The sequence below is a fragment of the Paracoccus sediminicola genome, from assembly GCF_027912835.1.
GTDB classification, from domain to species: domain Bacteria; phylum Pseudomonadota; class Alphaproteobacteria; order Rhodobacterales; family Rhodobacteraceae; genus Paracoccus; species Paracoccus sediminicola.
This window is the reverse complement of sequence record NZ_CP115768.1, coordinates 2,735,777-2,757,155: the sequence shown is the minus strand read 5'-3', so window position 1 is coordinate 2,757,155 and position 21,379 is coordinate 2,735,777. Positions and strand designations below refer to the sequence as shown.

General features: G+C 64.3%; 19 protein-coding genes and 1 pseudogene. 8 read left to right on the top strand and 12 right to left on the bottom strand.

Going from position 1 to position 21,379, the window contains the following annotated elements:
• Window positions 1-70: 70 nt before the first annotated feature.
• Window positions 71-1,345: a lipopolysaccharide biosynthesis protein gene (locus tag PAF18_RS13575; protein ID WP_271116231.1), complete on the top strand. Its 1,275-nt coding sequence runs from the start codon at window positions 71-73 to the stop codon at window positions 1,343-1,345.
• Between the two features lie 21 nt (window positions 1,346-1,366).
• Here the strand turns inward: PAF18_RS13575 and PAF18_RS13570 are convergent, their stop codons facing one another.
• A complete protein-coding gene (locus PAF18_RS13570; protein WP_271116230.1) occupies window positions 1,367-1,834 on the bottom strand; it encodes an Lrp/AsnC family transcriptional regulator in 468 nt (155 codons plus the stop codon).
• Between the two features lie 113 nt (window positions 1,835-1,947).
• Between PAF18_RS13570 and PAF18_RS13565 the strand changes: the two genes are divergently transcribed.
• Window positions 1,948-5,373, top strand: coding sequence for an indolepyruvate ferredoxin oxidoreductase family protein (locus PAF18_RS13565; RefSeq protein ID WP_271116229.1), 3,426 nt, complete (start codon window positions 1,948-1,950; stop codon window positions 5,371-5,373).
• 15 nt (window positions 5,374-5,388) lie between these two features.
• On the opposite strand, the gene PAF18_RS13560 is transcribed toward PAF18_RS13565, so the two are convergent.
• Window positions 5,389-6,726 carry a PP2C family protein-serine/threonine phosphatase gene (locus PAF18_RS13560; protein ID WP_271116228.1) on the bottom strand — a complete coding sequence of 446 codons (1,338 nt, stop codon included), beginning with the start codon at window positions 6,724-6,726 and terminating at the stop codon, window positions 5,389-5,391.
• 215 nt (window positions 6,727-6,941) lie between these two features.
• Window positions 6,942-7,556 carry a queuosine precursor transporter gene (locus PAF18_RS13555; protein ID WP_271116227.1) on the bottom strand — a complete coding sequence of 205 codons (615 nt, stop codon included), beginning with the start codon at window positions 7,554-7,556 and terminating at the stop codon, window positions 6,942-6,944.
• Between the two features lie 178 nt (window positions 7,557-7,734).
• On the opposite strand from PAF18_RS13555, the gene PAF18_RS13550 reads away from it, so the two are divergent.
• Window positions 7,735-9,027: a hypothetical protein gene (locus PAF18_RS13550; protein ID WP_271116226.1), complete on the top strand. Its 1,293-nt coding sequence runs from the start codon at window positions 7,735-7,737 to the stop codon at window positions 9,025-9,027.
• An 80-nt stretch (window positions 9,028-9,107) separates the two neighbouring features.
• On the opposite strand, the gene PAF18_RS13545 is transcribed toward PAF18_RS13550, so the two are convergent.
• The 4 genes from PAF18_RS13545 to PAF18_RS13530 form a co-directional block, all read right to left on the bottom strand.
• A complete protein-coding gene (locus PAF18_RS13545; RefSeq protein ID WP_271116225.1) occupies window positions 9,108-10,001 on the bottom strand; it encodes an esterase-like activity of phytase family protein in 894 nt (297 codons plus the stop codon).
• Window positions 9,974-10,855 carry a penicillin-insensitive murein endopeptidase gene (gene mepA / locus PAF18_RS13540; protein WP_271116224.1) on the bottom strand — a complete coding sequence of 294 codons (882 nt, stop codon included), beginning with the start codon at window positions 10,853-10,855 and terminating at the stop codon, window positions 9,974-9,976. Before mepA ends, PAF18_RS13545 begins: the two co-directional genes overlap by 28 nt.
• Window positions 10,852-12,204 (bottom strand): MFS transporter, encoded by a 1,353-nt coding sequence (locus PAF18_RS13535; protein ID WP_271116223.1) that lies wholly within the window; start codon window positions 12,202-12,204, stop codon window positions 10,852-10,854. Before PAF18_RS13535 ends, mepA begins: the two co-directional genes overlap by 4 nt.
• A gap of 100 nt (window positions 12,205-12,304) precedes the next feature.
• Complete coding sequence (locus PAF18_RS13530) at window positions 12,305-12,871, bottom strand: acyl-CoA thioesterase (protein WP_271116222.1); 567 nt, start codon at window positions 12,869-12,871, stop codon at window positions 12,305-12,307.
• A 123-nt stretch (window positions 12,872-12,994) separates the two neighbouring features.
• On the opposite strand from PAF18_RS13530, the gene asd reads away from it, so the two are divergent.
• The 5 genes and pseudogenes from asd (at window position 12,995) to PAF18_RS13505 (ending at window position 17,835) form a co-directional block, all read left to right on the top strand.
• The gene (gene asd, locus PAF18_RS13525) at window positions 12,995-14,143 is read left to right on the top strand and encodes an aspartate-semialdehyde dehydrogenase (RefSeq protein WP_271116221.1); all 1,149 of its coding nucleotides are present in this window, start codon (window positions 12,995-12,997) and stop codon (window positions 14,141-14,143) included.
• A 3-nt stretch (window positions 14,144-14,146) separates the two neighbouring features.
• Window positions 14,147-14,440: a YggT family protein gene (locus PAF18_RS13520; RefSeq protein ID WP_271116220.1), complete on the top strand. Its 294-nt coding sequence runs from the start codon at window positions 14,147-14,149 to the stop codon at window positions 14,438-14,440.
• Window positions 14,440-15,252 (top strand): alpha/beta fold hydrolase, encoded by an 813-nt coding sequence (locus tag PAF18_RS13515; protein WP_271116219.1) that lies wholly within the window; start codon window positions 14,440-14,442, stop codon window positions 15,250-15,252. The genes PAF18_RS13520 and PAF18_RS13515 overlap by 1 nt, the downstream gene beginning before the upstream one ends.
• Window positions 15,249-17,288 carry a DNA helicase RecQ gene (gene recQ / locus PAF18_RS13510; protein ID WP_271116218.1) on the top strand — a complete coding sequence of 680 codons (2,040 nt, stop codon included), beginning with the start codon at window positions 15,249-15,251 and terminating at the stop codon, window positions 17,286-17,288. The genes PAF18_RS13515 and recQ overlap by 4 nt, the downstream gene beginning before the upstream one ends.
• Window positions 17,289-17,349: 61 nt before the next feature.
• Window positions 17,350-17,835, top strand: a pseudogene (locus PAF18_RS13505) (peroxiredoxin).
• Here the strand turns inward: PAF18_RS13505 and PAF18_RS13500 are convergent.
• Genes PAF18_RS13500 through ruvC form a run of 5 tightly spaced genes read right to left on the bottom strand, consistent with a single transcriptional unit; the run spans window position 17,832 to window position 21,338 of the window.
• Window positions 17,832-18,239 (bottom strand): PaaI family thioesterase, encoded by a 408-nt coding sequence (locus PAF18_RS13500; RefSeq protein WP_271116217.1) that lies wholly within the window; start codon window positions 18,237-18,239, stop codon window positions 17,832-17,834. The pseudogene PAF18_RS13505 and the gene PAF18_RS13500 sit on opposite strands and share 4 nt — an antisense overlap.
• Window positions 18,240-18,288: 49 nt before the next feature.
• Entirely contained in the window at window positions 18,289-19,320 is a 1,032-nt protein-coding gene (ruvB, locus tag PAF18_RS13495) for a Holliday junction branch migration DNA helicase RuvB (protein ID WP_271116216.1), read from the bottom strand.
• Complete coding sequence (locus tag PAF18_RS13490) at window positions 19,307-20,152, bottom strand: zinc metalloprotease HtpX (protein ID WP_271116215.1); 846 nt, start codon at window positions 20,150-20,152, stop codon at window positions 19,307-19,309. Before PAF18_RS13490 ends, ruvB begins: the two co-directional genes overlap by 14 nt.
• Before the next feature lie 11 nt (window positions 20,153-20,163).
• Window positions 20,164-20,847 (bottom strand): Holliday junction branch migration protein RuvA, encoded by a 684-nt coding sequence (gene ruvA / locus PAF18_RS13485; protein ID WP_271116214.1) that lies wholly within the window; start codon window positions 20,845-20,847, stop codon window positions 20,164-20,166.
• Window positions 20,844-21,338: a crossover junction endodeoxyribonuclease RuvC gene (gene ruvC, locus PAF18_RS13480; RefSeq protein ID WP_271116213.1), complete on the bottom strand. Its 495-nt coding sequence runs from the start codon at window positions 21,336-21,338 to the stop codon at window positions 20,844-20,846. Before ruvC ends, ruvA begins: the two co-directional genes overlap by 4 nt.
• Window positions 21,339-21,379: the final 41 nt, after the last annotated feature.

Sequence of the window (21,379 nt, the reverse complement as noted above, 5' to 3'; positions counted from 1 at the left end):
TGGTTAGTTTGAACGGTTTGATCTGGGGCTAAGAATGGGGGACAGAAAAGCTCGGACCCTGCGGGAGCGTATGTCCCGCAACCTGTCCTGGACCTTCGCGAGCGAGCTGTTCATCTCTATCGGCGCGGTGGCAACGCTGTTCATCAGCGCGCGCGCGCTCGGCCCGGCGGGGCTGGGGATTCTGGCACTCGTGGAATCCTTCATACGCATCGTCGATCTTCTGGTCCGGCTCGAACCGTGGCAGGCTGTCATCCGATACGGGATCCAGGCGCAGGAGCGGGGCGATCGCGCCGCGTTTCTGCGACTGGTGAAATTGTCGATCCTGATCGACATGGCCGGAGGCTTCCTGTCGGGCATGCTGTGCATGTTGTTGGCCGGCATCGTGGCGCCACGGATCGGGCTGCCCGACGAGAGCGGTGCGCAATATATCTATCTGGTAGCGATCAGCCTGTTCTTCTCGCTACGCCCAACCTCGATCGCGGTGCTGCGCATCTTCGACCGTTTCGACCGGTTGGCCAAGGTGGATATGCTGACCACCGTGCTGCGTCTGGTGCTGACGCTGATAGCCTGGCAGACCGGGATGGGCGTCTGGGGTTTCCTCGGCATACTGCTGGTCCAGAATCTGCTCGACCGGGCCTTGTGTTTCGGCTTCGCCATGCACGAGCTGAGACGCCAAGGCTATCGCGGTGTGAGGCAAGCCAGAGCGCGTGCCGCGATCAAGGAAAACCCCGGCATTCTGCGTTTTCTGTGGAATTCGAACTTCAACGTCATCCTGCGGCAATCCGCGAATCGCTTCGATGTGCTGGCGCTCGGCGCGCTGATGAACCCGACCGCGGTGGGGATGTACCAGCTTGGCAAGCGGGTGATGAACCGCGTGCAAAAGCTGGCCGGCCCGGTCCGGCAGACCATCTACCCTGAACTGTCCCGCCTTTGGGAACAGCGGCGCATCCCCCAATTCACCCGGCTGATGGCCATCGTGACCGTGTCGATCTTCCTGCTGCAGATGGTCGTCGCGGTCCCCTTCATGCTGAATGTCGAGCAGGTGATCGCGCTTGTCTTCGGCCCGCAATTTGCCGGTGCTGGCACGGTGATGAACATTCTGCTCATGTCTTCGATCATCTTTGCCTCGGGCGTGGCACTGAACCCGGCCTTGCTCAGCATGGGCAAGGATAATCTGCTGGTCCGGGTGACAACGCTGTCGACGCTGGTCTTTGCCGCGTCCTTCCTGCCGATGGTGCATTTCTTCGGCGTCGAGGGGGCCGCGCTCAGCAATCTTTTCTTCAATCTCAGTTGGACAATCGGCTGCACCCTGGTCTTCCTGCGCGCGAAGCGGGCGCTTGACTAGGCGGACAGGCGGCCGCGGCGCTCAGACCGGAACCACGCCGCGGCGCTTGATCTCTTCGAGAACCACATTGGTCTGTGCGCTTTCGATGGCCGGCTGGCGAAACAGGAAATCATCGAGGAACCGCCGATAGGCCGCCATGTCGGCACAGAGAACGCGGAGGTGATAGTCCGACTGTCCGGTGGTGGCATAGCACTCCACGACCTCGGGCCGCGCGGCAAGATCGGTCATGACCCGCTTCACCGCGTCCCGGTCATGCCGCACCAGCCGGACATGCACGATGGCGTGAAACTCCAGCCCGGCGCGGTCAGGATCGACAATGGCACCATAGCCGGCGATGACCCCGGCCTCTTCAAGCATCCGCACGCGCCGCCAGCAGGCAGAGGCCGACATGCCCACCCTCTCGGCCAGCTGCGCATTCGAGAGACGGCTGTCCTGTTGCAGCACACGCAGGATCGCGCGGTCATTGGCAGTCAGGTCAAAATCATCCATCTTTCCTGCCAATTCTTCCAAAATCTCTCACAATTTCTCTCGAATCTCACCAATTTCGGTCATTTTTACCAACGCTTCTGGCATATCCTACCGCAAACAGGGGAGGGAACGCCATGCTGGATCAGGCGAATCAGCAAAGCTACGCATTGGAAGATCGCTATCAGGCCGAACGCGGCCGGGTCTTCCTGACCGGAACCCAGGCGCTCGTGCGGATCATGCTGGATCAGGCCCGCCGCGACCGTGCGGCCGGGCTGAAAACCGCCGGGTTCATCTCGGGCTATCGCGGCTCACCGCTCGGCGGCGTCGATCTGGAGCTATGGCGCGCCAAGACCCGGCTGAAAGAGGCTGACATCACCTTCCTGCCAGCCGTGAACGAGGATCTTGGCGCGACCGCCGTTCTTGGCGCACAGCAAGCGACGCTCGACCCCGAGGCGCGGGTCGAGGGGGTTTTCTCGATGTGGTATGGCAAAGGCCCCGGCGTCGACCGCTCAGGCGACGCGCTGCGCCACGGAAATGCCTATGGCAGCGCCCCCAAGGGCGGCGTTCTGGTCGTGGCCGGCGACGATCATGGCTGCGTATCCTCGTCCATGCCGCACCAGTCCGACGTGGCCTTCATGACCTGGTTCATGCCGGCGCTGAACCCGGCCTCGGTCGCAGAATATCTCAGCTTCGGGGAATACGGCATCGCCTTGTCGCGATTCTCCGGCACCTGGGTGGGCTTCAAGGCGATTTCGGAAACCGTGGAATCCGGCGCCTCGGTCGAACTGCCCGAGGATCGCAGCTTCACCATCCCCTCTTTCGATCCGCCTCCCGGGGGGCTGCATGTGCGCCCCGCCGACCTGCCCAGCCCCGAGATCGAGACCCGGCTGACCCACAAGCTGCGCGCCGTCGAAGCTTTTGTCGAGGCCAATCCGATCGACCGCCGCATCTATGACGTCAAGGATGCCAGCTATGGAATCGTGACCACCGGCAAGGCGCATCTCGACCTGATGGAGGCGCTGCGCTTGCTGGGCCTGGACGAGGCCGCCTGCCGCCGCCTCGGCATCGACATCTACAAGGTCGGCATGGTCTGGCCGCTGGCCCGGCGCGATGCGCTGCGATTCGTGCGCAACAAGGAAGAGGTTCTTGTTGTCGAAGAAAAACGGGGAATCATCGAAAGCCAGCTCAAGGAACATTTCTACGACCTGCCCGACCACAAGCCCGAAGCGATGGTCGGCAAACATACCGAAACCGGCGCATCGCTGATCCCGTTTTCGGGCGAGTTGTCGCCGCGCCTCCTGGCCCCCATCGTGGCAGAACGGCTGCACCGGCATTTCCCGGCTGAAAACCTGCCCGAGAAGGCCGCCACGCTAGAGGCGATTCCGGACCTGTCGATGAATGTCACGGGCGCGACGCGGACACCTTATTTCTGCTCCGGCTGCCCTCATAACACGTCGACCAAGCTGCCCGACGGCTCGATGGCGGCCTCTGGCATCGGCTGCCATGTCATGGCCAGCTGGATGAACCGCGAGACCGTCGGCTATGCCCAGATGGGCGGCGAAGGCGTGCCGTGGATTGCGCGGCAGGAATATAATGGCGGCAAGCATATCTTTCAGAATCTCGGTGAGGGGACCTGGTATCACTCCGGCTCGCTGGCGATCCGGCAAGCGGTCGCGGCCAAGGCAAATATCACCTACAAGATCCTCTATAATGACGCGGTGGCGATGACCGGCGGACAGCCGGTTGACGGCCCGGTCAGCCCCGCCGCCATCGCGCAGTCTTGCCGAGCAGAGGGTATCGAGCGCATCGCCGTGGTGAGCGATACGCCCGAAAAATTCGACCGGGCGGAGTTCCCGGGCGCGACCAGTTTTGACCACCGCGACAGGCTGGACGAGGTCCAGCGCGAGCTGCGCGAGATACCGGGCGTCACCGTTCTGATCTATGAACAGACCTGCGCCACCGAAAAGCGCCGTCGCCGCAAGCGCGGGCTGATGCCGGATCCGGCCAAGGCCGTGGTCATCAACGAGCGCGTCTGCGAGGGTTGCGGCGATTGCTCGGTCGCGTCCAACTGCCTGTCCGTTGAACCGCTGGAGACGCCGTTCGGGCGCAAGCGGCAGATCAACCAGAACAGCTGCAACAAGGATTTCTCCTGCCTCGGCGGGTTCTGCCCCAGCTTCGTCACCGTCGAGGGCGCGACGCGGCGCAAAAAGGATGCGGCCAATCTTGACATTCAGGCGATGATGGAAGGCATTGAGATGCCGCATCAGGCGTCGCTGAAGGAGCCGTTCGACCTGTTGGTGGGCGGCGTGGGCGGCACCGGGGTGGTTACGGTCGGCGCGCTCATCACCATGGCAGCGCATCTGGAGGGGAAAGGCGCCTCGGTTCTGGATTTCACCGGCTTTGCCCAGAAATTCGGCACGGTGCTCGGATATGTCCGGCTGGCCCGGCATCCTGACGAGATCAATCAGTTGCGGATAGAGAACGGCTCCGCGGATGCGGTGATCGGCTGCGACGTCGTTGTGGCCTCGGCGCCGAAGGCTTCCGCGCTTTACCGCAAAGGGACGCAGGTCGTTCTGAACCTCGCCGAGATGCCGACGGGGGATCTGGTGCTGAACCGCGATGCCGATCTTCGGGTGGATGCGCGGGTGCAGGCAATCCGCGACAGTGTCGGCGCAGAGAATGTGTCGGGCTTTGATGCGAACCGTCTCTCTCAGCGGCTCTTGGGCGACAGCGTCTTTGCGAATGTCATGATGCTGGGTCACGCATGGCAGTCGGGGCTGGTGCCGGTCGGTCTGGCTGCGATGCAAGAGGCGATCATCCTCAACGGGACCGCTATCGAGGCCAATCAGCGCGCCTTCGATCTTGGCCGGGTGCTGGCCGCCGCGCCGGAACGGCTCCCACAGCCTGACCTGCCCGCGCCCGCTGAAGATCTGCCGGAACTTCGGGCGCGTCTCGAGGCGGAACTGACCGAGTATCAGGATGCCGCCTATGCCGCGCAGTTCCGCCGTCATATCAACCGTTTTGACGATGCGCTGCGGGGGATGCCGGACAACAGCAGGGCAGACTTGGTCGAAACGGCGTCGAAATCGCTGTTCAGGCTGATGGCCTATAAGGACGAATATGAGGTGGCGCGGCTGCTGACCTCTTCCTCGTTCAGCGACCGGCTCGCGCAGGACTGGGAGGGCGGCAAGATCGTCTATCACCTCGCCCCGCCCCTGCTGCCCGCGCGACGGGATTCGCGGGGTCGGCCGGTGAAACGGCGCTTCGGCGCATGGCTCACCCCGGCACTGCGGGTGATGGCTCGGGGCAAGGTGCTGCGCGGAACCGCCTTCGATCCGCTCGGCTGGATGGCAGAACGCCGGCAGGAACGGGCGCTGATCGACTGGTTCACCGATCTTCTCGACGCTCTGCCGCCGCTGACGAGCGAAGCAACTTTGACAGAGGCGATGACGGCTCTGGCCGCGCCACAGCAGATGCGCGGCTATGGCCCGGTCAAGGAGGCGGCGATCAAAAATCACCGCGCCGAAGCCGAAGCTGCCCTCGCGCGCATGTCAGGGTAAGGGGCGCGGCGCCGATCATTCCGGCGTGGCGGCGCGCTCGACCAGCACCGCGGACATGTCGTCGGCCTGCTCGCCGCCGCTATGCGCAAGGATTGACCAGACCATCGATTCGACCAGACCGACCCCTGTCGTGTCCCGGTTGCTCTGCAATATCGTCGACAGCCCGTCGCCGCCGGGCACCCGACCCGCACCGTCCGCCGCATCCCACACCCCGTCTGAGGCGATCAGCAGCCTGTCGCCCGGCTCTATCCGAAACGAAAATTCTTCATAGGTCGCGGTCTCGAGCATTCCGATCGGCATCCCGCCATGGCCGAGCTGCTCGATCCCGCCGTGGGCGCGTTGCAGGATCGGGTGGGGATGACCCGCCTGCACCATGCGCGCCTCGCCGGTTTCGCGGTCGATGGCGGCGTAGACCATGGTGAAATAGGCATCCGTGTGCAGATCGGTCAGCATCAGATGATTGAGATAGCGGGCCAGCACCGCAGGGGGGCGCGATTCGAACAGGCCCAGCTCATTGATATAGAGCGCTGCGTTCTGATCGACAGAGGCGGAAAACTGCGTGGCGAGCCGCGCGGTCAGCAGCGCCGCCGCCACGCCGTGCCCTGATACGTCGATGGCGAAGACGCCGAACTGGTGCGAGTTGATGGCAAAGCTGCCAGTCAGATCCCCGCCGATGTGACCGGCAGGCCGCAGCAGGTTCGAAACGGTGTAATCGCCAAACCGCCCGTCTCTGTCGCCGATGAGACCCTGCTGCAGGCGCCGCGCCTCGTCCAGATCGCGATCCATTGCCTTCTGCGCACTGCGCAGCGCGGCCAGCGTTTCTGACAGCCGAGCGTTCGCGCTTCGGGCATCGTCCTGCAACGCCAGAATTCGTTCGCCAGCACGGAGCCGCGCGAGCAATTCGGACGCAGAGGTCGGCTTGGTCAGGAAATCATCCGCGCCGCTTTCCAGACCGAAGGCAATATCCGACGGGTCTGCCTTCGAGGTAAGCAGGATAAAATAAACGTAATCATCAACCCCGTCCGAGCGGATCTGATGACAAAGTGCCGGCCCGGTCATGCCCGGCATAACCCAGTCGGAGAGGATGAAATTCGGCCGAGCCTCGCGGCAAAGACGCAGCGCCGTTTCGGCGCCATCGGCCTCCATCACCTCATATCCGGCGCGGCGAAGCTGGATCGCGAGCATCATCCGCTGGGCGCGGCTGTCATCGACGACCAGAACCCGCCTGTGACCAGAAGGGGCGGGCATTTCATCAAGGGTAATGCGGTTCAGCGCGGACATGGTCCCGGCATAGCCGAGATTCCCTAAACAGTGATGAATCCGCATCCCGGAAAAGGAAACGGGCCGCGCCAAAGGCAGCGGCCCGCGAGATCCTCGGAGATGGTCCGGTTAGGGATCGAAGATCCGCCCGTCCCAGCCAGGGTTCTGAAACCTGGGGTCTGCCCTCAGGCCGCGGCCCCCCTGACTGTCCCGACACCTCTCTCCAATATCACTCTCGACACTGGACCACCTCCTTTCAATATGTTGCCACGTAAGGGAAGCCTGCCACAGCTTGTGGATAAGTCAACTCAAAATGCAGGGTCGCGACCCAAGATATTGCGGACAATGAGCCGGAACGGCACCAGAGACAGCACGCAGAGCGCCATCTTCAGCATCCAGTCGGCTGCAGCCAGAGACGCCCAGACCGGCGCGACCGGACCGACGCCCAGAAGCGGGATCATCTCGTTGGCCCAAGCGACATTGTCGGAAGGGTCGATAAAGCTCAGCTGTGCCGCGAAGGCGATGGAGAAAAACAGCGCCGTATCAAGCGCCGAGCCGACGAAAGACGATGTAACAGGCGCCGTCCACCACCCGCCCCTGTTGCGCAGGGCGTCGAAGACACCGATGTCGAGAAGCTGCGCAAACAGGAAGGCCGAGCCCGAAGCGATGGCGATGCGCAGCGTCGTCTTGTCGAACCCGGCAGCGATCAGCGAGCAGCCGACACCGATGACGAAGCCGACCAGCACAACCCGGCGCGCTGCCGCAGGCCCATAGACGCGGTTCATCACGTCGGTCACCAGAAAGGCGAACGGATAGGTGATCGCGCCCCAGGTCAGCCAGGCGCCGAGATGATACTGAACGAGGATATTCGAGGCCACGACAATGATGGCCATGGCGAAGACGCCGGGGAGGAAGCGTGTCATAGGGACTTTCCGTTTTACAAGGTCGCGGAACAACTCGGCCCCGATCATCGGGACGCTCGTCCCCTAGTTGCCGGAGCGAGCCGAGTCAATGCCGGGCCTCGCCTCCGGCGCTTGCGTTTTGCAGGCCGATCTCTAGGGTTCGAAGAGGTTTCCGGTGCTTTACGGTTGGTGCATATTGATGATCCGCTTGGTTTTTTCCGTCACGCTGACGACCGTCGCCGCTGCCGTTCCCGTCCGGTCCGAACCGACGCTGTTATGGACGCGCGATGACCTGGGCGAGCAGGTTTACGACATCGAGATCATGCCGGAACACGGCATTGCTCTGGCCGCCGTGACCCTGTCGGCGGAAAGCGAGGGCGATTTCACTGCCGACACGGAATATGCCGTCGCCGTGCTCGATCTCGAGACCGGCGAAACGAAGTCCTGGCTGACCTCCGAGGTCGAGGGCCAGTCCTATGTGCCGTCGATCACCGGTCTGGCCGCCGACGGGGACACGATCGTTCTTCAGGCTCAAGGCGGGTCGGCTGGAAACGAGCGCGGGTATTCTTTTCTCGGCTATGACGCAAACAGCCTGGAACCGCTTTATCAGACCTTCTTGCCCTCCGAGGCGTTTCCCGACCACCGTCCTTTTGATTATGAACCGATGGTGGGTAGCGGCAAGCTTGTGGTGGTGACTGACAAAACCGGCAACAAATCCGGCGTGGACCCGATCATCCAGATCTTCGACCTGCGCAGCGGCGCGTTCGAGCGGGGGCTGGGTCTGCTGGAAACCGACCCCGAGGCCAAGGAAGGCTGGTTCGGACGCAGGCCAAAGGCGCGTGATTTCTTGTTCATGGGAAGTCTTGTCGACGACACGACGCTTTATATCAACGACGACGAGGGCGGGCGCGTCCTGACCTATGATCTGGCAACGAATGAAAAGGGCCCGGTCCTGCCGCTTACCGACCACGAAAGCTTTGCGGGCAGGCTTGCCGTGACCAGCGATGCGCGGCTGTTCTACGCCCTTGCGACCCCTCTCGTCAGCCAGGGCGGCGATCTGTTCAAGACGGGTGAGATCTGGTCGATCTCGCGCGAGGATCCGGAGGACAAGATCGTCTTCGCCGACCCGATCGCAGGGGGTGACGCGGACATGACCTTGGCGGATTTCATTATGCAAGACATAGAGGGCGGCCAGTCTCCGTTCACCGGCAGCATGTTCCCCGGCCTCATTACGGTGTCGCCGGATTATCTTGTCGCCGGTGTGCCGAATTCGCCGCCTTCGCTGGATGGTCTGCCCCTCGTGGCGGTCTATGACATCGAGACCGGAGAACAGCTTGACCTGTTCCTGCCGGGAAGCGACCCTCGGCAAGGCCTCTATATCGGTAATTTCGACCAGGGCGGCGATCTGCTCCTGTCCGAGGTTCTTGACGGCTCGGACGGGGTGGACCAGTCGTTGCATGACATTCGGCTGTACAGGCTGGACTATCCCTGAGCGTCCCGGCGGGACGGATGTCAGAGCACTGTTCGGCTGCGCCGGACCGCGCCCAGCGGCATGCGCTCGGTCGGATCAGGTCAGTTGACGACGCGGTATTCCACCAGCTCGGTGCGTTGGATCGGCAGGAAATTGTCGTCCGAGATCATGGTGATCCGCACGCCCAGCCCGTCATCCCAGGCGGCGATCCCTTCGAGATTGTCATATTGCAGCGTCGCAGATTCAAAGAGAATCTCCTCTGCGGAGATGTCGTCGTCGGCCAGAGCAAAGCGCCGGACCCGCGACTGAAACCCGAGAACGCCGCGAAAATTCCGTTCCAGAAGATAGAGCCGCCCATCGGGGCCGATATCCGCCCCCACCGCCTGCCATTGCTCCGATCCGGGGATCGAAAAGGGTTGATCCCAGGCTCCGTCGCGATAGCGCCAGACCGGGAAGCTGTGATCGACGCCCACCGCATATTCCGGCAATGTCAGGATGGTGCCGTCCCCGGTGATTGCAAGCGCCTCGAATCCCTCATTGGTCGGGATGCTCGACCAGCCTTGCGGGATATCGATGCGCGTGGCCGGGCGGTCCACATCGTCATAGCGGGCGATGCGATCGAGCCCCTCGAAGCTGATCCATCTTGTGCCATCCGCCGCCACCGCCAGCCCCTCGCTGTCGCCAAGCCGTCCGGGTTGAAGGACGCGGCCCCGGCTGTCTTGAAGATGCGCCCGCCCAGCCATGCGCATGCCGCGGATTCTACCCGAGCTGTCGCGGTCTACCGTGCCCCATCTGATCCAGGCGCGGTCAGAAATCACCGTGAAGCCGCTGCCGTCAGCGCTGAGCTCGATCCCTGAAAAGCCGCCGAAATCCCTGTCTGGCAAAGACCAGACATAGGTGCCCACATACTCGACCCGTGCCGCGCCGAAAACGGGCGCGGCCAACAGGCCGAAGATGCAGGACAGAATCAGCGAGCGGTAGCGACGGCCTGACATTGCCTCGGCATTTCGCTCAGCCGGAAGCTCCGGGGGTGGCGATAGTTGGGATTCGGCGTGCCTTTCGGTCGTGTCGAGGGGTTGGCACGGTAGCGAAGCTCTTGCCGCGCGGCGCCGCAGCCATTGTCATTGCCCGAAAGCGAGGCGACAGAGGCGGCGGTATTGCTGCAACTCGGGCTGCCGGGAGGGCAGTTCAGCCGGACATGGAAATGATAATCATGGTTCGGCGTCGGCCGCAATTTCTGAAGCCAGGCCCCGCGATCGCGGTTCTGATCGCACATCGCCACCTTGATCGCCGCGTCCAGGAAGATCCGGTCAACGCGCGGGTCCATCGCCGCCGACTGGATAATTGCCGAATGCGAGCCGGTCCAGTTGCCGTTCACGCTCAGCCCGTTGCCCGCAACGACCGAAATCGACGAGATATTTTCGCGCTCGGAGCGTGACAGGTTCAGCCGCGACGGCGGCAGCATCCAGATATCGGCATCCAGACCCAGCTGGTGGCTGGCATGGCCCGACAGCATCGGACCGCCGCGCATCTGGCTCATATCGCCGATATAGAGGCCGCGAAAACCCATCTTGGTCGCTGCCTGAGACAGGCCAATCACGAAATTCACCATCTCGGGATGGGCCCAGTTGCGGTTGCGCGACAGCCGCATCGCCTGCCAGGTCGGGCCGGTTTCCGGGAGCTGGACCGCGCCCGAAACGCAGCCTTTGTTATAGGTTCCGATCGCCACGCCCGGCGCCGCGGTCGGGCCGGGCGTATAGCCGAAAATGTCCTTCGCCAGCGGGTCGGCGATGGCGGGGGCGGTCAGGCCGACAAGGGCCGCCGCCGTCAGAATAAATTTGCGGATCACTGCTCTGCCTCTCCGTTCTTGTTGACCCAGTTTAACAGGAAGATCGCCAGAAGGAACATCACGATCAGTGGAGAGATCCCGATCCGCTGGTTTCCGGTCAGATCGGTGACCACCGCGATCAGAAACGGGGCGAGGAACGCGGTGGCCTTGCCGGACAGCGCATAAAGCCCGAACACCTCGGTGGCGCGCGCGTCAGAGGTGTGCAGCACGGTCAGGGTGCGCGACGCGGCCTGCAGCGCGCCTCCGGCTCCGCCGATCAGGGCGCCACAGACGAAGAACATCGCGTCGGGGATGATCGAGCCCTCGGCCAGCGGGATGCCGAACAGCGATTGGCGGCTCATCGCGACGACGATCACGCAGACGGTGATCAGGACGATCATGGCAGCGATGATGACGGGTTGAGGCCCCCAACGCCGATCCGCCCGGCCGCCAAGCCACGAGATCAGCGACGCGGAGCCGGCGCTGACAACCCCGAACGCCGCCGAGGTGGGGACCGACCAGCCGAGGATGTTGCCCGCATAGAAGCCGCCGAAGCCGTAAAGCGCGTTCAGCGCATCCCTCGACAGCATCGACGAAACCAGCCATGTCGCGAGGCTCCTGCGGTGCCGTAGGCTGCGGATCAACGCCCACAGATCCCGCATCGCCGGGCCCAGCCGCACCGGACGTGTGATGCCACGCGGCTCTTTCACCCACAGGAAGAAGGGGATCATGAAAAGCGCATACCAGATCGCGGTGAACGGGCCGACGAAACGGGTGCCCTTTGCCTCGGTATCCAGCCCGAAGGGCGGGGTCAGCCCGGCGATGGTCAGCCCGTTATCCCCCTGGGCGAAGAACACCCCCATGATCCCGAGCGACACCAGCCCGCCGAGATAGCCGAAGGCGAAGCCCGATCCCGAGACGCGGCCCACCTCTTCCCGCGGGACGAGGCTGGGCAGCAGCGCGTTGGTGAAGATGGTGGCGAATTCCAGACCCAGCATCCCGATGCCGAAGAAGATGACGGCCTGCACCAGCCTCGGGTCTGTCGGTGTCAGGAACCACAGCCCCGCCGCGCCGATCACCACGAAGCCCGAGAAGAACCAGACCCAGGGCAGCCTGCGCCCGGTCGTGTCCGCCACCGCGCCCAGGATCGGAGCCAGAAGCGCGATGGTCAGCCCGCCCACGGTCAGCCCATAGCCCCACAAGGCCTGTGCCTGCGCCCCGGCGGCATCGGCATCGAGGCCCTGCGCCATGAAACTGTCCTGCGCGACCCCGGCGAAATAGACCGAGAAGATGAATGTGACCAGCAGAGTGTGGTAGGGCTGGCCTGCCCAGTCGAAAAACCACCAGCCCCAGATGCGTTTACGGTCCACTCGGCTTCCTTCCCGTCGCTTGCGACGAGATAAGTCCGAAGCACCGTGGCTTGGCAACCTTCTTTTCGCTCTGGTTTGCCGCGGGGGAAGGGCTGGCAGATCAGCCCGCCGCCTGCATCTGACGAACCGCATCTTCGGGCAGCACCGGCGGCCAGGGGCGTTGCGCATCCGCGTCGATCCACGCCCGGACCCAGTCTGGCAAGGGCGGGCTGTCCATGTCATATCCCATCGCCGCGACGATCTCGGCGGGCGGAATGATCCCGTTCCCGCCGGTGCAGGCGCTGCGCAGCAACATCTGGTTGCAGCATTCACCGTTCCGCCACATCGACTGCTCCATATAGATGAAACGCCGGTCCCAGCCGAGCACCCGGCTGACCATGGTGAAACGGTGAAAGGCACGGATCCGGCGGCGATAGCGGACCGAGTTTCCGGCGACGGTGATGCCCCATTTCTTCTCGCGCATGACCTCGACCAGACCGGCACGCGCCGCCATCGGCAGGCGGCCCAGATCATAGAGGGTCAGGGTCCGGCCGTTATTCAGTTCGATCCACGGGTCCAGATCCCAGGGCCAGCATCTGTGCGTCGAGACATGGCTGTCCAGCATGCCGAGCTTTGGCGCGTTGCGGAATTTCAGAGCTTCCTTGATGAAGCGGATGACGGGATACATCGGCACCTCCTGCGCGGCCCCGGCTAGCAGCCGCCGCGCCGGTGTCAACGCGGACGTCGCGCAACCTTGCTTATGCGGCGCCGCTGCCTTAGGTCAGGGGCGGAATTTACAGGGGAAACGGCTATGGCGATGCATGAGACGCCGCGTGTCGGCCTGATCGGCTGGCGGGGCATGGTGGGTTCGGTGCTGATGGACCGAATGACGACCGAGGGCGATTTCGACAAGATCGAGCCGGTGTTCTTCTCGACCTCGAACGCCGGCGGCATGGCGCCGATGGGCGATGCGCCGCTGGCTGATGCCTATGACCTGCAGGCGCTGAAAAGCTGCGAGGCGATCCTGACCTGTCAGGGCGGCGACTACACTAAGGACATGCATGGCAAGCTGCGCGCCGAAGGCTGGGACGGACACTGGATCGACGCGGCCTCGACCCTACGGATGAACGATGACGCGCTGATCGTGCTGGATCCGGTGAACCGGCCCCAGATCAATGACGCGATGGCGGCGGGCAATCGCAACTGGGTCGGCGGCAACTGCACCGTCTCCTGCATGCTGATGGGGGTGGGCGCGCTGTTCAAGGCAGGGCTGGTGGACTGGATGTCCACCCAGACCTATCAGGCGGCCTCCGGCGGCGGCGCCAAGCATATGCGCGAGCTGCTGACCCAGTTCGGCACGCTGAACGCCGAAGTGCGTGACCTGCTGGATGACCCGAAATCCGCGATCCTGGAGATCGACCGCAAGGTGCTGGCCCGCCAGCAGGCGATGCTGGGCAGCGACGAGTCCGCGCAGTTCGGCGCGGTGCTGGGCGGCTCGGTGATCCCGTGGATCGACGCCGATCTGGGCAATGGCACCAGCAAGGAAGAATGGAAGGCGATGGCCGAGACTAACAAGATCCTTGGCCGCGGCCCGGATGCGCTTGGCGGCTCGGATGAGCGCGCGATCCCGGTGGACGGGTTCTGCGTGCGGATCGGCGCGATGCGCTGCCATTCGCAGGCGCTGACCTTCAAGCTGAAGGGCGATGTGCCCGTGGGCGAGATCGAGGCGATGATCGAAGAGGACAACCCCTGGTCCAAGGTCGTCCCGAACGAAAAAGAGGCCACAATGCGCGACCTCACCCCGGTTGCCGTCACCGGCACGATGAACATCCCGGTGGGCCGGATCCGCAAGCTGGCCATGGGGCCGGAATATGTCGGTGCCTTCACAATCGGCGACCAGCTTCTGTGGGGCGCCGCCGAACCTCTGCGCCGTATGCTGCGCATCCTGATCGAGGGCTGAACCATGGTCACACTCTACCAGACGATTGACCTGATCCTTAGCGTGATCTGGTTCCTCATGATCGCGCATATCATCATGTCGTGGCTGATCAATTTCCAGGTGCTGAACCTGCGTCAGCCTTTGGTCGCGACGATCTGGGACGGGCTGAACCGGTTGCTGGAGCCGGTCTACGCGCCGATCCGCCGGATCTTGCCGAATACGGGCGGGCTGGATCTGGCGCCGCTGGTGGTGTTCATCATCATCATCATCCTGCGGATGGCGCTGCAGAACAACGCGGGCTTCTTCCTGGGGTATTGATGTCGGACAGGCTGTGGAGCAGATCGGAAGGTGAGGGCCCGCCGGTCGTATTTCTGCATGGCTGGATGATGACCCATGACGATGAGTTCGCGATCTATGACCCGATCTTTGCGGCGCGTGGGCATCGCCGGATCTATATCGACCTGCCCGGCATGGGAAACAGTGCCGAAATGCCGGTGCCGCATGATCTGGACGGATTTGCCGATCTGCTCTGCCAGGAGATCTCCGCGCAGCTCGGGGAAGAACGGTTTTTGCTGTCGGGCAGCTCTGCCGGGGCGCTGATCGCCTGCGGTGTTGCGGCGCGTCTGCCGGGTCGCCTTCGTGGGCTGATGCTGCGCATACCGGTCGTGAAAGGTCCCGAACATCTCCGCGATCTGGATCCGCCGGTGCCGGTTTATGCGGACCCGGCTCTCCTCGATGAGATGCCGCCCGAAGATCGCGCCGTTCTGGACACGTCACCGCTGATCCAGCGTCGCGACTGGATCGCGGCAATGCTGGACAAGCTTCGTGGCCGTGTTCTGCCCGCGTTTGCCGCCGTCAATCTCGACGCGGTGGGCCCTGTCCGTGACGACCCCTCTCGCTATGACATGCGGCGGAATATCGAAGCGTTCGACCGGCCCGCGCTGATCCTCGTTGCCCGCCAGGATGGCGATGTGGGCTGGCGCGACGCAGTGGCAAAATTCGGCAGCTGGCCGCGCGCCACAGTCGCAGTCATTGACGCCGCCGGGCACGAGTTTCCATTGCCGCATCAGATGCCTCTTCTTTCGGCTCTGGTCGACGACTGGCTGGACCGACTGGAGCTCGCGCCATGAAAGACGGGGCAGAGCAGCATCTGCGCGAGATCTGGGGGTTTGATGGCTTCCGTCCCGGACAGGAAGAAATCGTCGAGGCCGTCGCCGCGGGGCAGGATGTCCTGGCGATCATGCCCACAGGCGGCGGCAAGTCGCTTTGCTATCAGCTTCCTGCACTGCTGCGCGATGGAGTCACCGTGGTGATCTCGCCGCTGATCGCATTGATGCGGGATCAGGTTCGCGGGCTTCGAGAAGCAGGTGTCGCGGCGGGTGCGCTGACCTCAGGCAATACCGAGGCCGAAACCGATGAGGTGTTTTCGGCCATCCGCGACGGCGCGCTGAAGATGCTCTACATGGCGCCAGAGCGTCTGGCCTCTGGTGGGACGCTGCCGTTGCTGCGCCGGGCGGGTGTCACCGCCATCGCCGTGGACGAAGCGCATTGCGTCAGTCAGTGGGGTCATGATTTCCGCCCCGACTATCTGCGCATTGGCGAGCTGAAGCGCGCGCTGAACGTGCCGCTTGCCGCCTTCACCGCCACCGCCGATGCCGAAACCCGGGCCGAGATCGTCTCGCGCCTTTTTGCCGGGGCAGAGCCGCTGAGTTTTCTGCGCGGCTTCGACAGGCCCAATATCCACCTCGCCTTTCAGCCCAAGGAGGGCCCGCGTCGCCAGATCATGGATTTCGTTGCCGCACGGCCCGGCCAGTCCGGCATCATCTATTGCGGAAGCCGCGCCAAGACCGAAACACTGGCCAGTGCGCTGAACGCAGCGGGCCACCCGGCGCTGCATTATCACGGCGGGATGGAGCCTGACGCGCGCCGCGAGGCCGAGGCAAGGTTCCAGCGCGAGGACGGGTTGATCGTCGCCGCCACCGTCGCTTTCGGTATGGGTATCGACAAGCCCGATATTCGCTGGGTCGCCCATGCCGATCTGCCCAAATCCATCGAGGCCTATTATCAGGAAATCGGACGCGCAGGCCGCGACGGCGCGCCCGCCGAGACGCTGACGCTTTTCGGTCCCGACGACATCCGCATGCGCCGTGCCCAGATCGACGAAGGGCTGGCCGAGAATGACCGCAAGACAGCCGATCATGCCCGTCTCAACGCGCTGCTCGGGCTGGCCGAGGCGACCTCGTGCCGACGTGTGAAGCTGCTCGGCTATTTCGGCGATGAGGCAGAGCCCTGCGGCAATTGCGATCTTTGCGACACGCCGCCAAAGCTGTTCGACGCGACGAAGCCGGTTCAGATGGCACTTTCGGCCATGCTGCGCACGGGTGAGTGGTTCGGCGCTGGCCACGTGATCGATGTGCTCACCGGCAACGAGACCGACAAGGTCCGAGAGCGCGGACATGGCAAGCTGCCCACTTTCGGCGTCGGCTCCGGCTGGTCGCGCCCACAATGGCAGGCGATCATCCGCCAGATGATGGGCCGCGACCTGTGCCGCCCCGATCCGTCCCGCCACGGCGCGCTGCACATCACCGATGCCGCCCACCCGATCCTGCGCGGCGAGGCCGAGGTGACGCTGCGGGAGGACAGCATCAAGCGCGCCAAGCCCGCCTTCACGCCGAAAATGCAGGTGGCAGAAGAGGACGCGCCGCTGTTTTCCGCGCTCAAGGCCAAGCGACGTGCCCTGGCCGAAGCGCAGCGTGTGCCGGCCTATGTGATTTTCCCCGACCGCACGCTTCAGGAAATGGCCGAGCGCCGCCCGCAAACACTGGACGAGATGGCGCGGATCAACGGCGTCGGGGCCAAGAAGCTGGACAGCTATGGCGACGCCTTTCTCGAAGTCATCGCTGGCGAGGCCACGCCCATGCACCCGCAACGCCGTGCGCTTGCCGGACGCGAGGCGGGGACACTGTTTGACCGGCTCGCCGAAACCCAGATGCGGCTTGTGCGGGGCGAGGACGGCACCGAAAAGCCGCTGAGCTGTTCTACCGGACAGCTCCGCCGCATCGCCGAGAATCGCCCCGCCAGTCGCGAGGCCCTGTCGCGCCTGTTGGACGAAGCGCGCCTCGACCGTTTCGGAGACGCGTTCATCGACGACATCATATCACACTGACCCTTGCCGCGCAGTCGCGTTCGGTTACTGTCGGCGTGACAGATACAGGAGGCATAAGCCGATGGCACTTCAGGAAGGCGACAAGCTGCCCGAGGGCAAGCTGCTGAAAATGACCGATAATGGTCCGCAGGACGTCGATCTCAGCGAATATCAACAGGGCCGCGTGGCGATCTTTGCGCTGCCCGGCGCCTTTACCGGCACCTGTTCGACCCAGCATGTGCCCAGCTTCATGCGAACGGCGGACAAGTTTTGAGAAAAGGGCGTCGACCGCATCGTCTGCGTTTCGGTCAACGATCCCTTCGTGATGGGCGCATGGGAAAAGGATACCGGCGCGGGAGAGGCGGGGCTGACCTTCCTGTCGGATGCGGATGGCAGCTTCACCAAGGCGATGGGCATGAATTTCGACGCCCCGCCAGCCGGGTTGTTCGGCCGGTCCAAGCGCTATGCGATGCTGGTCGAAGACGGCACGATCAAGACGCTTCAGGCAGAAGAATCGCCGGGCGAATGCTCGATCTCGGGCGGTGAGTCGTTGCTGGAAAAGGCCTAGACCGGGATCATGGTGCCCTGCAGCATGGCGACATGTTTGCGGGCACCCTTCAGCTCGGCAAAGACATCGGCGGCGACGACAACGACGCGCCGCCCAGGCCGGATGACGCGCCCCTCTGCAATCAGGCGCTCACCCACGGACGGTGACATGAGGTTGATCTTCATCTCGACCGTCATCACCTCGGCACCCTCCTCCATTACTGTCAGCGCGGAATATCCCGCCGCGGAATCGCCAATGGAAAAGGCCAGCCCGGCGTGACCCGCCCCGTGCTGCTGCAAAGCCGTCGGCAGGATCGGAGATGTGATCACAACGCGACCCTTCTCGACGCTGACAATCTCGGCGCCGAGGCTTTGCATCATGGTCTGCTTGCCGAAACTGTCGCGGATCCGCGTTTCGATATCCATCTTGTTCGCTCCATACATCTCGGGGTTCGCGGCGCTTTCCGGTCCGGCCTCACTCCTCGAACAGGGGCTGCTGCGCGGGCGCGCGGGGCGCATCCAGCTCCAGATGCCGCCAGCCTTTCGCGGCCAGCATCCGCCCGCGCGGAGTCCGCGCGATCAGCCCCTGTTGCAGCAGATAGGGCTCGATCACCTCTTCGATGGCATCGCGGCTTTCGGACAGCGCCGCCGAGATCGTCTCGACCCCGACTGGCCCGCCGCCGTAATTCTCGGCGATCAGCCCCAGATAGCGCCGGTCCGCGCCGTCCAGCCCCAGATCGTCGACGCCAAGCCGGGTCAGCGCGTTATCCGCGACCGCCCGAGAGATGCGCCCATCGCCCTCGACAAGCGCGAAATCCGCCACCCGCCGCAGCAGCCGCCCCGCAATCCGGGGCGTGCCGCGCGCCCGGCGCGCAATCTCGCGCGTGCCGTCCGGGTCGGCTTCATAGCCCATCAACCGTGCGCCCCGCCGGACGATCTCGTCCAACTCGTCCTCGGTATAGAATTGCAGCCGCGTCGGGATGCCAAAGCGGTCGCGCAGTGGCGTTGTCAGCAGCCCGAGCCGCGTCGTCGCGCCAACCAGTGTGAAAGGCTGCAATTCGATCCGCACCGTCCGCGCCGCGGGGCCCTCGCCGATCATCAGATCCAGCTCGAAATCCTCCATCGCGGGATAGAGAACCTCTTCTACCGCCGGATTCATCCGGTGGATCTCGTCGATGAACAGCACGTCGCGCGACTCGAGATTGGTCAGGATCGCCGCCAGATCCCCCGCCCGCGCCAGAACCGGGCCGGAGGTCATCTTGAAGTTCACCCCAAGCTCGCGCGCCATGATCTGCGCCAGCGTGGTCTTGCCAAGACCCGGCGGGCCGTGGAACAGCGTGTGATCCATCGCCTCGCCCCGCCGCCGCGCGCTTTCGATGAAGACGCGCAGATTGGCGCGGGCCTCGGCCTGGCCGATGAATTCGCTCAGCGCCTGCGGGCGCAGGGCGCGGCCGCTATCGTCCTCGGGCAGCGGAGCGGGCCGCAATGTTGGGTCAGGGGCGTCCATTCAGCCTCAGTTCTCTCAGCGCGGCGATGCGGTCCTCGGTTGGCGGATGGGTGCGGAACAGGCTGTCCATATTCATGCCCGAAAGCGGGTTTATGATGAACATCGAGGCCGAAGCCGGATTGCGTTCAGCCGGGACATTGACCACCCGCCCCGCCGCCTGCGCGATCTTTTGCAGCGCCGAGGACAGCCCCTCGGTCTGGCCCGCGATCTCGGCGCCCAAAGCATCGGCGCGAAATTCCCGCGTGCGAGAGATGGCCATCTGCACGAGGCTCGCCGCGACCGGCGCGAAGATCATCGCCGCAAGACCCGCCAGCAACCCGCCGCGCCCGTTCCGGCCGCCGGTCCACAGCGCCATGTTGCCCAGCATCGCGATCGCCCCGGCGAGCGTTGCGGCAACGGTCATGGTCAGCGTGTCGCGGTTGCGGATATGGGCCAGCTCATGCGCGATGACGCCAGCCAGCTCGTCGCGGTTCAGGATCTGCATCAATCCCTGCGTGACCGCCACTGCGGCGTTTTCGGGATTGCGCCCGGTGGCGAAGGCATTGGGCTGTTCGGTCTGCATCACATAGACCGCCGGTATGGGCAGGTTGCCCCGCTGCGCCAGCTCGGCCACCAGATCGACCAGCTCGGGCGCGTTCTGGCGGGTCACCGGAACGGCATTGTTCCGGCGCAGCATCGCCTTGTCGCTGTTCCACCAGGCCCAGATATTGCCCGCGCCCGCGAAAATCAGTGCGATCAGCGCGCCGCCCCGGCCACCGATCAACCAGCCAAGTCCCATCAGCAGCGCGGTCAGCGCCGCCATCAGGGCAAAGGTGCGAAGCGTGCTGGACATGGATCCCCCCGTCATTCCTTCGGCGCCAGAAGCCGCAGCGCCGCGCGGATCAACGCCGTTGTCGCGGCCTCGGGTTCCGCCTGTGCGGCCTGCGCCACTGCAGAGGCCGCCTCGGAGGGGTTATAGCCCAGATTGGTCAATGCGGACAGCGCCTCGGACTGGGCGGCGGCGCTGCTCGGGTCCTTTGCCGCGGGCTTGGCAGCGGGTTGGGCGGGGGCCGCAGGCGCGGGCGCGTCGGTCTCGATGACCGAGGCACCCGCATCCACCGTCAACGCGCCACCCATCGCCATGACCGAGGGCGCCTTGTCCTTCAGTTCAAGCACGACGCGCTGCGCCAGTTTCGGCCCGACGCCCTGAGCCTTGCGCACCGCCGACCAGTCACCAAGCGCAATCGCCCGGCCAAGCCCCTCGGCGCCGAGCGTGCCCAGTATCGCCAGCGATGCCTTCGCCCCGATCCCCTGAACCGAGGTCAGCAGCTTGTGCCACTCTTTTTCCAGCAGGGTCGGGAAGCCGAACAGCTGCAACAGATCCTCGCGCACCAGCAAATCGGTATAAAGCGCCGTCGCCTGTCCGACCGGAGGCAGATTGGCCGCCGTGCGCTCGCTGATATGAACGATATAGCCAACACCGCGCACATCGATCATGACGTGATCCGGCGCGCGGTGCAGGATCACCCCCGCAATACGCCCGATCATGCGCTCGCCTTGATGCGCACGCTGCGCGATTGCAGGTGATGCGCGTGGCAGATCGCGATGGCGAGTGCATCCGCCGCGTCTGGCCCGTGAAACTCGACGCCGGGAAGCTGGTGGCGCACCATGTGCTGCACCTGCTCTTTGGCGGCGTGGCCGACACCGACCACGGCTTTCTTCACCGCGTTTGGCGCATATTCCCCGATTTCGAGCCCCGCCTCGGCCGGCGCAAGCAGGGCAATGCCGCGCGCCTGACCCAGCTTCAGCGTGCCGACCGCGTCCTTGTTCACGAAGGTCTGTTCCACCGCCGCCGCATCGGGGAGATGCGCTGTGATCACATCGGTCAGCCCGCGATACAGAAGTAGCAGCCGCGCCCCAAGCGCGCCCGGCCCCGAGCGCACGACACCATTGGCAATATGTCGCAGCCGCGGGCCGTCCAGCTCGATCACGCCCCAGCCCATATTCTGCAATCCGGGGTCGATGCCCAGAACCCTCATGCCTGCCCTCGTTTTTCTCGTTCTTTCCGGGACGCTAGCAC